The organism is Kordia sp., assembly GCF_965283645.1.
Classification (GTDB): Bacteria; Bacteroidota; Bacteroidia; order Flavobacteriales; family Flavobacteriaceae; genus Kordia.
The window spans coordinates 4232357-4248639 of the sequence record NZ_CBDIPG010000001.1; the positions used below are offsets into that span (position 1 = coordinate 4232357).

Here is a 16283-nt window from a genome sequence, read left to right on the forward strand (position 1 = left end):
ACTTTTATCGTTTTATATAATATACTTCCGTAATTTTATCGTTTTCCACAATATACATTACAATAAATTCTTTGGCTGGTTCGTCTTTTTTAAAAGTTACCTTTTCATGATCAATCACTGTATTTCCAGAAGCAATTCTGTCTTCAATATAACTGAACAAATCTGGTGTATTTTTAAACATTTGACCAAAGCGTTTTTCTAATTCAGCTTTTCCTGATGAACGCAACTTTTTTGGAAAATCGTACATTTTGACATCATCGCTAAATAATGCTGAAAATGCTTGTATGTTTCGTGCATTATACGCTTCTACCTGTTTCTGAACAATGATTGCGGCTTCATTATTTTCTTGTGCTGTTGCAAATGAAACGCTCAGAAGTACAAAAATAAGTAGTTTTTTCATGATGATATATTTTATAAAGTTTAATCTCTTACAAAGTAAATTTTTGCTATTTTTCCGTTCTCTATTTTATAAATCACGATAGCCTCACTGTAATCTCCATCTCCATATTTAATACGTTCATGATCAATAACAGTATTCAGTCGTGTAGTTCTGTTTACGATTTCGCAATGTAAATCAGGATATTTTTTAAAAAATGTTGCCCATCCTTTTTTGAATTCGTCTTTTCCTTTTGTTTTTAGAATGTTTGTGAATGTATAAACCTCTATATCATCACTAAAGCTTTCTAAAAATGCTTCTACGTTTCCTAAGTTATAGGCATTTACTTGTCGCTGTACAATATTTTCAGGCGATTCTATCAAAACATCTTTCGTATGATAAATGCTTCCACCTTTTATAACATGACTAATTTTTTGCAATGCTTTGATGTCTTCTAAAGGATTATTTTCTAAAATAATTAAATCTGCAAGTTTAGATACTTCAATACTTCCAATTTCGTTGTCTTTATCCAATACTTTAGCGGAATTAATGGTAGAAGCTTGAATAATTTCCAAGTTAGACAATCCAGCTTCTTTCATCAACCGAATTTCTTCTTGATATGAAGTTGCATGCAAAGTTCCAATGTTTCCTGCGTCAGTTCCGGTAGCAATGTTTACATTTTTATGTTGCAATAATTTTAGATTTGTTGCTTCTGTTAAATTTTCCTCAACTTGGCGTTTTTTGTAGGCTATATTGTTTTTCTTGTAACGTTCAAATTGTTCCTCATTATCTAGATGTTTATGATCTGAAAAACTTTTGATCGGAAATGGGTTGGAAAGCCTTAATTCTTCATTTGAGAATGCAATTTTTTGCGTAAATGCTTCCGTATATTTATCACTAACCATTAAAGTTGGAATATAACTCACGTTATTTGAAGTAATCATTTTAACAAATTCTTCATCAATAGTCGCTTTTACAATTTCATAATTTAAGTTTGCATCACCTCTTTTGATATACCAAATTTTGATAAAATCAGGTTTGTATGGAACTTGCTTTTTTACCAATTCAATAGCTTCTTCAGGTGTATTAGCTTTAATAATTGGGCTGTCTTCTATGTCAAAAGCTTTCGGTTGATAGGTTGAAATTAATGGACCAGTAATATATATATTCGGAAAAGAAGTATGATCACTATATAAATCGCGAATTTTATAATTATACATTGGTCCGCCAATATCAATAATGGTAGTAATTCCTGATTGTAAATACCGTTTTAATATATCTGGAGCATTTTGACGAAGCCATTTGCGTTCGTCTTCATATGGTCTGAATCTGGTTAAATTAAAAGCATCTGGACGTGTGTACAAACTTCCCGATTGAAATAAATGTACATGACTGTCAATCATTCCTGGCAACAACCATTTTCCTGTTCCGTCAATTTTGATAGTAGCCGTATTGTTTTCACGAATTTTCTTAGCAATTTCTACAATTTTTTTATCGCGAATCAACACGCTTTGCTTATTGTATTTTCCTGTGTGAACGTCAATTACATTTATATTCTCAATCAAAATAGCTTCTCCTTTCGGGTTCATTTTGATACTTTCAACTTTTACAACTTCTTCTTGAGCGAAACTAACTGAAATACAAAAAAGTAGGAAGAAAACGATTTTTTTCATGATTATTAGCTGTCTTTTTCAAAACGATTACGTGCTTCCGTTCCAATTTTCATTTGCATAACTTGTTGTTCTACTTTACGAGAGAAATCAGTGTCAGCAATGGTTGCAACGTTGTCTAAGTAACGAATTACTTCTTGCTTACGAATGGCCGCAAAGTTGAGTCCTTTCATGTTTGCGGTCATCAATTCCTTTAACATTCCTAATTTGGTATCGTAATCTTTTAGGAAATACAATTCAGGGTTTTCAAACCAATCTTCTTCCAAGTTGAAATCTGTTAAACGTAACGAAATCGCACTTTGAATGTTTCTGATATCTCTTGAAGAGAAAAACGGAAATTCTTTCTGAACCGAACCGTATAAGTTTGAATAGAATGTATGTGAATCTAACGCATCTTGCGCCAATACTTTATCATAAATAATGGCAATTTTTTCTTCTGTAGGTTTGTCCAATTGCCCTAAAATTTCTCCTGCATTGGCTGCCAACCCTTGATCACTTAAGTATTTGTAAGTTGCATGATCTTTCATAGCAACAAAACCTGGCAACGTTTTTTCAAGTTTATTCCACCAAATATAATCTTGGTCTAAGAAATCGTGTTCCGTACGTGCGCCATCAATTTTGAAACGTCCTTGAATTCTGGAAATTACTGCTTTGTCCAATTGTTCGGGCAAGTTGGTAAATAATCCAATCGCACTATTTCCATGATTTACAGCATATGCACCTTCTGTATAGCGTAAAAATACACCAATTACTTCTTTTACACCAGCCGAAACGCCTTGCGCAGTTCGTTCTTGTAAGTTGTTTTCTGCATCATCAATTGGCGCAAAAATCAATCGAGTTGGATCTTGCATCGGTTTCATCCATTGCACCATTTTTTCAGCGGATCCGCCTTGAAACGTAGAAACTACGGTATCTGGCATTGGATGAAATAAAAATGGAATGTCCAAATGATCACAACGTTCTTTCAACATCGTAGCAATTGCGGCAATTAACATACTTTTTCCTGTTCCTGGAATTCCGTATCCCATAAATACAGGCATGAATCCGCCAAGTTCCTGAAAAGGATTTCTTTTGGTGGCAATGTCGTAACTCATTAAACGTTCTACCAAACGCTTGGCAAAATGTTTTGCATCTTTGTTTCCAACAATTTGTTCAAAACGAATTGGATTGAATTCTATACTCGTGGCACTTCCTGTAAAAGCAGTTTCCCAACCAGCAATTGAAAATTCAGAATCTTCTAATTGATACGTTCTATCAGTAATTACTTCTGTATAATTTAACGCGCCTTTTCGTTGAATGATTTCGTTTAAATACGATTCAAAATATAACACCGTAAAATCAATTACATCTTGTTCAGAATTGATTAAATTTGGGTGATTCATGTATTTGTCATAGTAAAATAACTGACATGAAATTCCTTTCATTGGTGATAACAGTGATACTTCTGGAATTCCTGCAAATTTGTTTTGCATGACTTTATTGTCTTCCGAAGCTTTTTCCTTCATCTTAGAAAGAATGAAATACGATACGCTAAACAACATAAAAGCAGTTGCCGTTTGTTGTTTTGATTCGTATTCTTTGCGTTGTTCTGTGGAAAGTCCGGCTCTTTTTTCATGTAAAATAGACAATCCTGACGCATCATAATAACTATCTCTAATCCATAAACCAATTGCCAACGCTTCTTGCAAGTTGAAGAGTGTTTCATTCAGCGCAAGCGGCAACGCAACAGAATCTGGAAGCAATCGTTTTTTTAAACTTAAAATCGTTTTTGAGATTGAAATTGCATTCGCGCCAGCATTTCCTGTCGCTTTCGATAAGTATAATAAAATATCCTCTTGCTCTTTATTTCCGTCTCTGTTTCGTGCTTTGTATCCTTGTTCCCATTGTACGCCTTTGATGAACGAAGAAGCTTCTTCACGTAATATTTGTAATTCTGTTTTCTTGATAGGAAAAGTCGGTTGTTTCTCCATGTATGTTTTTTTCTTTAGTTTATGAGTTATGAGTTTGTCGCTGCGCTCCTGTTTTTTTTGATTTCAAAGTTCAAAGTTGTTTTTAATATTTAGAATATAACTTCATCCATAATTTTCAATTTCAATTCAGCTCATTCGGTAATTCTTCCACTTCAAAAGGTTCGTGATGTAAATGAATTACCGTATCTGGAATTGCACCATATAATAATTGAATGACTCTGTGTGGCGCTAAGATGTAGTTGTGTTTTACGACAGAACTCCAAACTTGTATGACTTGTTTTTTAAACGATAATAAATCATTGCTTACTTTGGATGAGTTTACAGCGTCAATTGTTTCTACTTTTGTGCTTAAAGCAAACGAATTAAGCGTAATATCTTTTTGTGCAATTGCTTTTAGAAGCGCATGTGTTGTATCATGATCATCTTTAGAAAAGATACTGTGCAATATGCCCAAATCAACACGTTTTATTTTTCGCGGATGTACATATTTTAAGCGTTTATCAATCATGTACGCCATATTGTCTAAATCCATATGACGATCGCCACATTCTTTTATGGTGTTATAAATTTCTTGTTCAACTTTAGCATCGTGTTTGTAATCGAAATACATAAAACAGATAAAAGGTCTGTTGAGCGATACGTCATAAAAAGCCCAATCGAGCACATAAGTGGCAAACGAACTTTTTGTCTTTTTGATCTTTCCAATCACAAACTTTTGAAAGATTTTATCTTCCTGAATCATGTTGTAATACAAGGAAGAAGAGGCTTCAAACAAATCGCGTTTGTCTACATGTTGTTTATTTATCATTAACTGATGAATAAACTTTTCTTTAAATTTTTCAGCTTCTGGAAGTCTAGCTTTAAACTCTTCTTTCAAGTCTAAATCGTTATGAATATAGCGCAATTCCAGGTAATTTGGAAATCCAGATTCTGTCAAATCGACTTTCATATGTTCTTCATCAAAACGATATTTTAATTGCATGGCTTTTAACGAAAAAGCTAGGCGTTTGCAATAACTTTCTAATGATTTTAGTTCTTCTTTTGTACAAATTCGTAAATGATTCCATTCCACTAAATTAATTTCAAATTCATCCAATACATGCTTCACCATTCTATAGTAAAGTTCGTATTGCGCATCTGAATCTAAAGTTGCGGAATCTAATGGAGTTGTGATATCGTTTATAGACATTAAAACAGAAATGTTTTAGTAATTAATATTTTTTGGGCATGTCCACCAATGAAAAAATTGGCGGTCAGGCTATCAGCAGTCGCTTTTTTTATAGTGCAACTTTGTCATACCTGCGCAGGCAGGAATCTAAAAAAAGAGCTCCGACAAAGCTTCTATCCTTCATGCGGAACTCTCATTGTGCATTTTTATAATTATCCTAACAAATCATCCGAACCACCATCATTTGTTGGTGTTGGTTTTCCTGCATCATCACCATCATTTTTTCCTGTAGAAGGATTGTCATTGTTTTTGTAATATTCTTCAAATAATTCTTTCATGTCAATTCCGTAACGATCTGCGAAGTTTTTACGAATTTCAACATCTTTCTCCCGAATTTCTTGTAACGATTCTGCATAACTTCCGTAAATACCTTTCATCACTTTTTCATGTACAGGAATGTTTTCCATCATATCTTGACGTGCTCTTGCACTTGCAGTATGCATTGCGGCTAACGTTTCACCAATTTTTTCATCAGTTTTGATTCCTAAGTGCTCTAAAATTGCAGCAAATTCTTGATCCGTTCTTGCTTTCAATGCAACTACATAACCGTCATAGTAACGAACTCGTTCTTCCGTATCGGACTTCAATTTCGCTCTATGCGTTTGTAAGTTGCTACGTAACGATGTTAATACTTTAATGGTTAAGTTATGCTTGTGAACGAAACTATCTTTACTCGCGGCTAACGTAATGTATGCAGTTCGCAAACCTTCTAATTCTTCTACTTTTTGTTCAAGTTTTGTAATTTTTGACAACGTTTCAGAATAGGCAGTTGATTGTTTGTCTACAACTTCTTCCAATTCTTGTCGTGCTTGACTCAATAAAGATTTTTCAGTTTCGAGTTTTTCTTCTACTTCTTTCTTTTTCTCTAACGCTTTCGTGTGATTTTTACTTGCTTCAACAATTGCAACTTGCAATTTGTCTTCTACTTCTTTAATTTCAACTTCACGGTCTTTTAAACGTTTTACAGCCGCCTGACTCTTGAATGATAGTTCTTTTAACAACGTTTCAGTATCAGAACTTTCAATACGCTTTTGAAACATTTCCTTTGCTTTTGAATCGGCAAATTTTCTTGTTTTCTCAGCTTGATCTAAGTCAGATTTTGAACTTTTTATCTTTGATTTTCGTCCCCAAAGGTTGTTCCACCATGTATCAGGCTTCTCTAAAGCTTCACGATATTCAACTTTTGCTTTTTCAAGGTCTTTTTGAGCATTGTCAATGACGCGTTGTTCTTCATCGTTTAATGTAGAAAAACGTTCAAAAATAATTCCAACTTCATCTTGATAATCTGTTAAGTCTTTGATGGCATCTAACAAAGAAGTACGATCTTTTTCAGCCATATCAACCACATTATCTAAGGTTGCATTTAATATTTTTTGACGTACTTCAGGGCTATCTTCTTGTGCTAATTTCGACTTCATTTGGTCGATAGCTTTTCCCCAATCTACTTTATCGTTTGATTTTTGTTCTTGTTGTGATCCTGAAGTTTCCAGTAAATCAAATTCGTCAGCCATATACTATTTAGTTTATTGTTAATGAATGTTTTTTTAGTCAATTATGTTTTAGCATACTTACTTGAGTTTTTTCCATTGACTAACAATGAAAAAAATGATTTTTTCAAGTAATTTCTAAAGATAAAGAATTTAAGTTATACGTATGAAAAAAACTCAAATTGTTACGGATTTCCATAATATTTTCATGAAATTTGATGAAAAATGAAGTAACAATCTTATTGTTTTAAGCGCTGAATCAGCTCATTAGGAGCTTTCCAACTCATTGTATTTGCAATGTGATTTTGAATCTCTTTTATTTGTGTTTCCGTAGGATTTTCTGGCGTTGATTTTTGTAAATACTTGCCAATTTCATAGGCTTGATGAAAACTAGGATAGATTTGTTCTACTTCTTTAAAGGCAATTATTGCTTTGTCCAATTCACCATTTATTAAAAAAATAAAGGCTTCACGTTCTTTTGCAATAGCTTTGTCATATTTAGATATTTTTTGCTGAATAACAGTTGATGCTGCAAAGCTTTCTTTCAACTCAGTATTGTCGTTTGCAAATGTATTTACGGCATTATTTATTTTCTTGGCTTCTTCTGCAGTTCCCGTAATTGCTTTGTTTTTAAGGAAATTGTCAATAGATTCTTGAATTTTAGTTGCTAAGACATCATTTTCAAGAATTTCATCTAAAATGTCACGAAAAATAATAGTTCGTTCTACTATTGTGTCATTGAATACTTGATTTACAATGTTTTGTGATATTTTTAATTGTTCCATGCGTTTTTCAGATTGCTTTACAACATGCTGAAAATAATAGCCCATTCCGGCAAGAATTAATGGAAATATAAAAAACTGTAACCACAGATTAAAATTTCGTTTCTTTTCGAGTTTTACAACTTTTTCTTTGAGTTCGTTGAATTCGTTTTCATCCATCAGGTTAAAGCTTTTTAATAAGTATCCTAAATTACTTTTAATTGTAATACGAGTAAAGGGGAAAATTCCCCTAAATACAAAAAGGGAAACCACAGCCAGTGATTTCCCTTTTTTATCATAACTAATTACTAAATTACAATGAAATTATTTGATCATTAATTTTTTAGAAGCCGAACTTTTATCGGTTGTAATATTTACGATATACATACCTGATGATATATTGTTGAATTCTATTTTAGTGCTTCCTGCAAATACAGTTTGTCTTTTTACCATTTGTCCCGTGATAGCAACAATTTGAACTTCTGCTTCGTTTGCAACCGAATTATCTAGCATAATTGTAAATGTTCCGTCTACACTAGGATTTGGATACATTGTGAAACTATTTGCTGTAAACACATCGTCAACTGACAATACAAATTGTCCTTCGAAAGCTCCAATATCTCTTGTTGTTCCAAATATAGCTTGTCCAATTTGATCGGCAAACATATCTGTTGGATCACCAGTATTTACTGCAGGAGAAGGATTCATTAGTGCATGTGTTAATGTGGTTCCACCATTATCTTGTAACGGTCCTAACGCTGGATCTACACCTTCAATATCATTTGTTTGTGGTGTAAAAACATTGAGATCATCACTAGCAATTAAGTTATAATCATTAGAAGTTATTGTTCCAGAAACATCTGCGCCAGTTGCAGCAGTGTTGTTTGCTACAATTGTATTCTTTAATGATACATTGTTAACGGCATTAATTCCACCACCATTTCCTGCGGTGGAGTTCATAGCAACCGTTACAGCATTTAAGTCTAAACTTGCTCCGTTATTTGTCATTCCACCACCAGAAACAGAAGCTGCATTACTCGATATTGTACTTCTAGTTACGACAGTAATACTTCCCGTGTTATTATAAATTCCTGCGCCTTCTGCCGCCGTATTGCTATCTACTGTAGAAGTTGTTACAGTCATAGTAACTCCATTCTGATTCCACAATCCACCACCTTCGTTTGCGGCAGTATTTGCAGATACGGTACTTTGTGTAATGTTCACTGTTCCAGAAGTACCACTTATGTGCATTCCACCACCATTTCCTGGTGCTCCAGCTCCTGTAACAACTCCCGTATCATTAGAGTTTAAATCTACATCTGTTAGTGTAACCGTTCCGCCACCGTTACTTTCAATTCCTCCACCTGCACGGTTAGAAGTATTGTCCATAATTGTTGTTCCGTCAGCAGTTAATGTTCCAGCGGCATTTAAAATTCCACCACCTGTAGATTGTGCTCCGTCAGCAACGTTGTTTATAATTGAAGTTGTTCCAGAAATCGTTAATGTTCCACCTTCATTGAAGATTCCACCACCACCAGCGGCTCCTGGCGTTGTCATGTCATTTCCTGAAGCTGTATTTCCATCTACTGTATGATTTGAAACTGTCATAATTCCTGAACCATTCCATAATCCGCCACCTTCATTTGCGGCTACATTTCCATTGGAAGTTCCACCTGTTATTGTAATGTTTTGCATTCCTGTAATGTGTAAACCACCACCATTTCCTGGTGCGGCTACTGCAGGTGCAACTCCTGCATTATTTGTGTTTAATGTTGTATTTGTTAAAGAGATTGTTCCTGCTCCAGCATTTACTTCAATTCCACCACCAGCTCTGTTTGCTCTGTTTCCAGTTATTATGGCATCTGTTACGCTAAGCGAAGCCGCATCTACCATAATTCCACCACCAGAACCAGCAGTTCCATCAGCAATGTTATTAGAGATTGTAGCTCCGTTTGTAATGTTTACAGTTCCACCAGTTAGTGCAAAAACACCACCACCACCTTCGGTAGCAGTTGCACCAGAAGCTGTATTTCCATCGATAGTTGTTCCATCAATAGTCATAGTTCCTGTTCCATTCCATAGTCCACCACCTTCAGAAGCGGCTGTATTCGTATTTACTGTTCCACCTGTTATTGTAATGTTTTGCATTCCTGTGATGTGTAAACCACCACCATTTCCTGGCGCGGCTACCGCAGGTGCAACTCCTGCATTATTTGTGTTTAATGTTGTGTTTGTTAAAGAAATTGTTCCTGCACCAGCATTTACTTCAATTCCACCACCAGCTCTGTTTGCTCTGTTTCCAGTTATTGTGGCATCCGTTACGCTAAGTGAAGCCGCATCTACCATAATTCCACCACCAGAACCAGCAGTTCCATCTGCAATGTTATTAGAGATTGTAGTTCCGTTTGTAATGTTTACAGTTCCACCAGTTAGTGCAAAAACACCACCACCACCTTCGGTAGCAGTTGCACCAGAGGCTGTATTTCCATCGATAGTTGTTCCATCAATAGTCATAGTTCCTGTTCCATTCCATAGTCCACCACCTTCAGAAGCGGCTGTATTCGTATTTACTGTTCCACCTGTTATTGTAATGTTTTGCATTCCTGTGATGTGTAAACCACCACCATTTCCTGGCGCGGCTACCGCAGGTGCAACTCCTGCATTATTTGTGTTTAATGTTGTGTTTGTTAAAGAAATTGTTCCTGCACCAGCATTTACTTCAATTCCACCACCAGCTCTGTTTGCTCTGTTTCCAGTTATTATGGCATCCGTTACGTTAAGCGAAGCCGCATCTACCATAATTCCACCACCAGAACCAGCAGTTCCATCAGCGATATTGTTAGAGATTGTAGCTCCGTTTGTAATGTTTACAGTTCCACCAGTTAGTGCAAAAACACCACCACCACCTTCGGTAGCAGTTACACCAGAAGCTGTATTTCCATCGATAGTTGTTCCATTAATGGTCATAGTTCCTGTTCCGTTCCATAGTCCACCACCTTCAGAAGCGGCTACGTTTCCGTTAGCTGTTCCGCCTATGATTGTTACATCACCAGCACCAGTTATATGTAAACCACCACCATTTCCTGGTGCGGCTGTTGCTGGCGCAATACCAGCATTGTTGTTGTTGAGTGTTACATTGTTGAGTGTAATACCCAAACCAGCACCTGAGTTGTCTTCGATTCCACCACCAGCTCTGTTGGCTGTGTTGGAAGATATTTCAGAATTATTTACAACTAAAACACTTCCTGTATCGTTAAATATTCCGCCACCTGAACCAGGACTTCCATTTGCAGTATTGTTTGTAATTACAGCGTTGTTAATAGTAATTACTGCATTAGTTGAATAAATAGCACCACCATTGTCGGCTAATCCGTTGGTGAGAGTTAAATCATTAAGGTTAAATGGACCACTTGTTACGTTAAAGATTCTTCCGTTATTTCCTGCATCAATAGTAACCGTAGTTGCCATGGTTCCTGAGATTGTCAATTCTTTATTGATGGATAGTTCAGAGTTTAGGTTTACTGTAAGTACCGAAGGCGCAAAAGTAATTATTCCACCAGCAGGTGTATCTGCAATTTCTTGCCGAAGAGTTCCGTCTGATCCATCGTCTAGTCCACTTGTTACAAGTTGACCATACGAAAGTGACGTTGTAAGTATTGCACCTATGAGTACAAATAACTGCGTAGTTTTGTTTTTCATTGTATTAGTATTAGTTAGTATTAATTTTGTGTATTCAACTATTTCTAAAGACTGATAAGCATTGTCTGGTTTACTGAAGCTTACAATGTTCAATACATTCCATTTACGTAGTTTTCACAGGATTGGTTTTGCTGTATAAAATATTTAACATTATTTTAACATTTATCTTACTTCATTTTTTTGTTGTAAGATGTGTACATTGGGAAGTGTAATTTTTTGTATAAAGGAGTCAGTTATTTCATCCTCAATACTAATGATCAAAAAATACGTATAATTAAGTATTGTTCTGAGTGTTTTAATGATGGATATTTATCATAACCTAAAACACGACTCAATGAAATCATCAAAAACAACTATCGAAATCGGAAATGAATTTAAAGAAGTAGAAATTTATTATGATAAAGTAACAGAATCACAATTAACAATTGCTATTAATAAAAATCAGGTTACTGTTTCGCAGGAATAAGCATTTGAGTTCATCAATATTAAGGAAGTAAAAACAATCAATATTGACTATTGCTTCCATGAATAGTTTAGTTGAAATTTGTTGTAAACTATTAAAAATTAAAATTTATGGAAACACTAACTACCAAAGTTGAAATTGCAAATGAGTTTGAAGAAACAGGAATGTTTTGCGGACCTGATGAATCTACTGATACGCCACGACCAGACGGAAACGATGATACGACAGGTTCTAAAAAAGATGAAGATGATAAAACTGACCAAGACGGTGAAGTTATCAAACCAGGCGGTTTTTAGATTTTTACACTAAAAACTTTACAATTTTAAAAGGCTTTACTTATCTTTAAAAGGAAAGTTGAGCCTTTTTTTAGCATAAATATTTACAATGACATACACAAAATTTATACGTTACTTTTTTTGCTTTTATATAAGTATCTACGCGCAGTGCCTAAAAGGTCAAAGCACAAAGAAAATTGATAGTATGAAGACTGCTTTAAAAACCCAAGAAGGAGTTGTGAAACTAGGAACATTAAACGAATTAGCTTGGGTTTTACAGAAAAAGAAAGATTCTTCAGGAATTGCGTTTGGATTGCAACAATTACAATTGAGTAAAAAACTCAAAAATTATCCTTATCAGGTTGATGCATTAAATATTTTAGGAAGAATAGCCAAACATCAGCAAAAATATAAAGATGCTGAAAAGTATTTAGTAGAAGCTACAGAGTTGGCAAAAAATCATTCGTATGACCACGGAATTGGGAGAGGATTCAATGAACTTGGTTTGTTTTACAAAAGGCAAGGAAAAACAATGATTGCGATTGAATCTTTTTTAAAAAGCTATGAATCATTTAAACAACAAGGAAAAAATAAACCATTAGCAAAAGTAACTGCAAATCTTGGAAATTTATTTAAAGAAGTGGAAGCGTACCCCGAGTCATTGACATATTTTTTGGAAAGTTTAGAGTTGAGAACAATGCTTCATGATACGTTAGGTTTAGCAAAAGTTCATAAATATTTAGGTGAATTGAGTAAAGATCGTAAAAATTATGAAGAAATGTTGCATCATAATTTAACTTCCAAAAAGTTATATGAAGAATTGAAAAAATATAAAAGTGTCTTTGAAATGAATGTACAAGTGGCGGCATCTTATGATTATTTAAATCAAGATGGAAAATCAAAAACAACCTACTTGGAAACCAAGCAAATGATTCCTGAGTATGATATAAAAGATGCATCAAACTTATATCATAATTTTGCCACACTGTATAAAAAAATGGGTGTGTTGGATTCTGCATTATTTTACTATCAAAAGGCGCAAAAAATATTCAAATCAGACAATGATTTAAAACGATTAGCTGTCAATTATAATAACTTAGGGAATTTACACAATGCGTTAAACAACAATGGACAAGCCTTGTCAAATTTTAATCAAAGTTTATTACTACAAAAACAAGTTCGTGATTCCTCTTTATTGGCTAAAACGTATAATGCTTTGTCGGGTTTTTACGAAAAAAATAAAGATTTCCAAAAGGCACTTGTATACAAGGATTCTTGTGAGCAAATCAGAGAACAATTAAATAAAAACATAAAAAATGCAGATCGTTTAGAAGCGAATTACATGCGTGATAAACAACAGCTCGAAAAACTGAAAAATGAAGCGGAAATAGCAACTGTTAACGCAAAATTTACAGCGAGTAATGAGAGAAGAAATACGATAATTATTTCTATAGTATTAGTTTCGATTGTGTTATTATTTTTTGTCTTATTGAGAGTGAAAAAATTAAACCAAGAAAAAAAGCTAGCCGAATTAGCATATGAACAGCAAAAAATTGAAGCACAATTAGCAAAAGAACAGCAAGAAAAAAAGCTTGAAGAAATGCTGAAAGAGCAAGAGCGAAAAGCCATTACATCAATGATTAGTGGACAAGAAGAAGAGCGCGAACGCATTGCTAAAGACCTTCATGATCGTTTGGGAAGTATGTTGTCTGTGGTGAAAATTCATTACAAATCTGTTGAAGAAGATTTAGAAAAAATAAAAAACGAAACAAAATCACAATACGAAAAAGCAAATCAATTGTTGGACGAAGCCTGCGAAACAGTACGCAAAATTGCACATAATATGGTTTCAGGTACATTGACAAAATTTGGATTGGTGCCTGCATTAAAAGAACTCAAACAAAAAATTGAGGAAACCAAAATGCTTCAAATAGAGTTGTTAGCACATGGCTTGGACAATCGGTTAGATAATACTACAGAAATTCAATTGTATCGCATCATTCAAGAATTATTAAATAACATATTAAAGCATGCAAACGCTACAGAAGTGACCATTCAATTACTAAAAAGAGAAGTAGATTTAAATATTATGGTTTCGGATAATGGAAACGGTTTTGATAATAATAATGAATATGAAGGAATGGGCTTAAAAAGCATCAAAGCACGTGTTGCAGAAATGAGCGGAAATGTGCTGATCGATTCAAGTAAAGGGAACGGAACTACAGTTACTATAGAAATACCTACCATGAAATAAAAAGTACTATGATACAAAAAAAAGAACTCAATATTATTATTGCAGATGATCATCAAATTGTCATTGATGGATTAAAATCACTATTAATTCAACAATCACACATTAAAGTTGTTGGCGAAGCCGCTAATGGAAAAGAAGCGTTAGATTTAATTGAAAATAACAATATAGACATTGCAGTGTTAGATATTAGCATGCCTGAAATGAATGGTGTGGAAGCAACAAAAATCATTAAAAAACAATATCCTGACGTAAAAATTTTAATCTTGACTATGCACGATGGAAGCGAATTTGTCCATGAACTCGTTGAGATTGGCGCAAACGGCTATATCTTAAAAAATAGAGGGAAAGAAGAATTTGTGGAAGCGTTGGAAACCATTTCTAATGGGGAAGAATATATAAAGGGACAAGTATTAAATACCTTATTAAAAGCTGTTCGAAAACCTAAACCAAAAGCTGTACAATTTACTAAAAGAGAAAAAGATGTATTGCGATTAATTGTTGATGAGCACACAACCTCTGAAATATCTGCAAAGCTCAATATAGCTAACAGTACGGTAGAAACACACCGTAGAAACTTAATTGAAAAAACGGGTGTAAAAAGTTCATTAGGGTTGGTTCGATATGCTATTGAAAATGGATATGTGTAATCAGAAGCTATTCTCTAAAAGATAATTTTAAAAGCTCCTCAAATTTGAGGAGCTTTTTTGTTCCTTAATATTGATGTTTTCCTGTGTAGCGGAATCCTTGATCTTTGTAAGTGTATGAATATCAAAAACCACCAATATATGAGAAGAGCTTTACTTGTAGGAATTAATCATTACAAAAAAAATCCACTTAAAGGTTGCATACCTGATGCAAAACGAATGCAAGAAGTGATTGCCAAACATGAAAATGGCGATCCAAACTTTGACTGTAAACTCATCACTTCTAACCCTGACAAATACAACATTACCGTTGCAAGTTTAAAAAGTAAAATTCATGACTTATTTAATCATGAAGCTGAGGTTGCTTTGTTCTATTTTTCCGGACATGGTGCCGCTACAGACTTAGGAAGCTATTTGGTGACTCAAGATGCGGAAAAATTTGATGAAGGCGTCAGTTTGAGTGAAGTCATTACAATGGCAAATAATTCTAATGTTAGTGAAGTTATCATCATTCTCGATTGTTGTCACAGTGGCGACATTGGAAACTTTGTGGCACTTGGAGAACGAAAAGCGTTACTACGTGAAGGTGTTTCTTTACTAACAGCTAGTAGAGATACACAATACGCTATGGAACGAGGCGGATTTGGTGTGTTTACAACCATTATTTATGAAGCCTTAAAAGGTGGCGCGGCAGATATTTTGGGAAAAGTTAATGTAGCCAGAATGTATAACTACATAGATATTATGTTAGATTCTTGGCGACAACGCCCCATTTTTAAGTCACATGTATCCAAAATGATTCCACTTCGTAATTGTGAACCTAAAATTCCGTTGCCGATACTAAGAAAACTGAAAGATTACTTCAATGATGACAAAGCAGGGTTTCAATTATCAAAAGAATATATAGCAAGTGCTGACAGTAAAAATGGATTGATAGAAGTCATGTCCGATTTACGAAAATATCACGCCAACGGATTACTAATTCCGTTAGAAACATCTTCTTTGGATGAAGCGGCAGAAAAAGGGAAAGCTTGCATCTTAACACCTTTAGGAGTTTACTACAAAGACTTAGTTCAAAAAAATAGAATATAATGATTAAGGTAGATGTCATCGTCAATTATATTGCGGCGTTAGCTATTCCAAAAATTGTTTTTATCATTATAAAAATGATAAGTGGATATGGTGGCGCGTCAGCTATTACTTCTAGTTTAAAAGATATGTCATTTCGTTATGGAATGGAAGAAGGAATTGGTGTGTTGATTTTTTTAGGAATTCTTCTGTATAACCTATCAAATCGATTGGTTCACAACTATTATGCTGATAAAATAAAAAAAGAACGCAAAGAAAATAAACTATTGACCAAAGAGATTTTAAAAGAAATTAATATGTATCCAATATCTAAACCGCTAAAGCAAAAATTGATCTCAGCATACATTTTACAAACCTATTATTAAAA

The 16283-nt window shown here is 34.3% G+C and carries 13 protein-coding genes; 6 read left to right on the plus strand and 7 right to left on the minus strand.

Features of this window, described 5'->3' with window-relative positions:
• Positions 1-4 precede the first annotated feature (4 nt).
• The 7 genes from ACQ654_RS18850 to ACQ654_RS18880 form a co-directional block, all read right to left on the minus strand.
• A complete protein-coding gene (locus ACQ654_RS18850) occupies positions 5-400 on the minus strand; it encodes a nuclear transport factor 2 family protein (protein WP_430411894.1) in 396 nt (131 codons plus the stop codon).
• A 20-nt stretch (positions 401-420) separates the two neighbouring features.
• Complete coding sequence (locus ACQ654_RS18855) at positions 421-2049, minus strand: amidohydrolase family protein (RefSeq protein WP_430411895.1); 1629 nt, start codon at positions 2047-2049, stop codon at positions 421-423.
• A gap of 5 nt (positions 2050-2054) precedes the next feature.
• A complete protein-coding gene (locus ACQ654_RS18860; RefSeq protein ID WP_430411896.1) occupies positions 2055-4016 on the minus strand; it encodes an AAA family ATPase in 1962 nt (653 codons plus the stop codon).
• Between the two features lie 121 nt (positions 4017-4137).
• Positions 4138-5205: a hypothetical protein gene (locus ACQ654_RS18865; protein ID WP_430411897.1), complete on the minus strand. Its 1068-nt coding sequence runs from the start codon at positions 5203-5205 to the stop codon at positions 4138-4140.
• A gap of 191 nt (positions 5206-5396) precedes the next feature.
• Entirely contained in the window at positions 5397-6755 is a 1359-nt protein-coding gene (locus ACQ654_RS18870; protein ID WP_430411898.1) for a microtubule-binding protein, read from the minus strand.
• A 215-nt stretch (positions 6756-6970) separates the two neighbouring features.
• Positions 6971-7672 (minus strand): hypothetical protein, encoded by a 702-nt coding sequence (locus ACQ654_RS18875; protein WP_430411899.1) that lies wholly within the window; start codon positions 7670-7672, stop codon positions 6971-6973.
• Positions 7673-7816: 144 nt separating this feature from the next.
• Positions 7817-11191, minus strand: a complete 3375-nt coding sequence (locus tag ACQ654_RS18880) for a choice-of-anchor Q domain-containing protein (RefSeq protein WP_430411900.1) — start codon at positions 11189-11191, stop codon at positions 7817-7819.
• Between the two features lie 334 nt (positions 11192-11525).
• Between ACQ654_RS18880 and ACQ654_RS18885 the strand changes: the two genes are divergently transcribed.
• From ACQ654_RS18885 to ACQ654_RS18910, 6 genes are all read left to right on the plus strand, one after another.
• On the plus strand, positions 11526-11657 hold the full coding sequence (locus ACQ654_RS18885) for a hypothetical protein (RefSeq protein ID WP_430411901.1): 132 nt from the start codon (positions 11526-11528) through the stop codon (positions 11655-11657).
• Between the two features lie 107 nt (positions 11658-11764).
• The gene (locus ACQ654_RS18890; RefSeq protein ID WP_430411902.1) at positions 11765-11950 is read left to right on the plus strand and encodes a hypothetical protein; all 186 of its coding nucleotides are present in this window, start codon (positions 11765-11767) and stop codon (positions 11948-11950) included.
• Between the two features lie 184 nt (positions 11951-12134).
• Positions 12135-14183, plus strand: a complete 2049-nt coding sequence (locus ACQ654_RS18895) for an ATP-binding protein (protein WP_430411903.1) — start codon at positions 12135-12137, stop codon at positions 14181-14183.
• Between the two features lie 8 nt (positions 14184-14191).
• Positions 14192-14830, plus strand: coding sequence for a response regulator transcription factor (locus ACQ654_RS18900; RefSeq protein ID WP_430411904.1), 639 nt, complete (start codon positions 14192-14194; stop codon positions 14828-14830).
• 138 nt (positions 14831-14968) lie between these two features.
• Complete coding sequence (locus ACQ654_RS18905; RefSeq protein WP_430411905.1) at positions 14969-15919, plus strand: caspase family protein; 951 nt, start codon at positions 14969-14971, stop codon at positions 15917-15919.
• A complete protein-coding gene (locus tag ACQ654_RS18910) occupies positions 15919-16281 on the plus strand; it encodes a hypothetical protein (RefSeq protein WP_430411906.1) in 363 nt (120 codons plus the stop codon). Before ACQ654_RS18905 ends, ACQ654_RS18910 begins: the two co-directional genes overlap by 1 nt.
• The last annotated feature ends 2 nt before the right edge of the window (positions 16282-16283 follow it).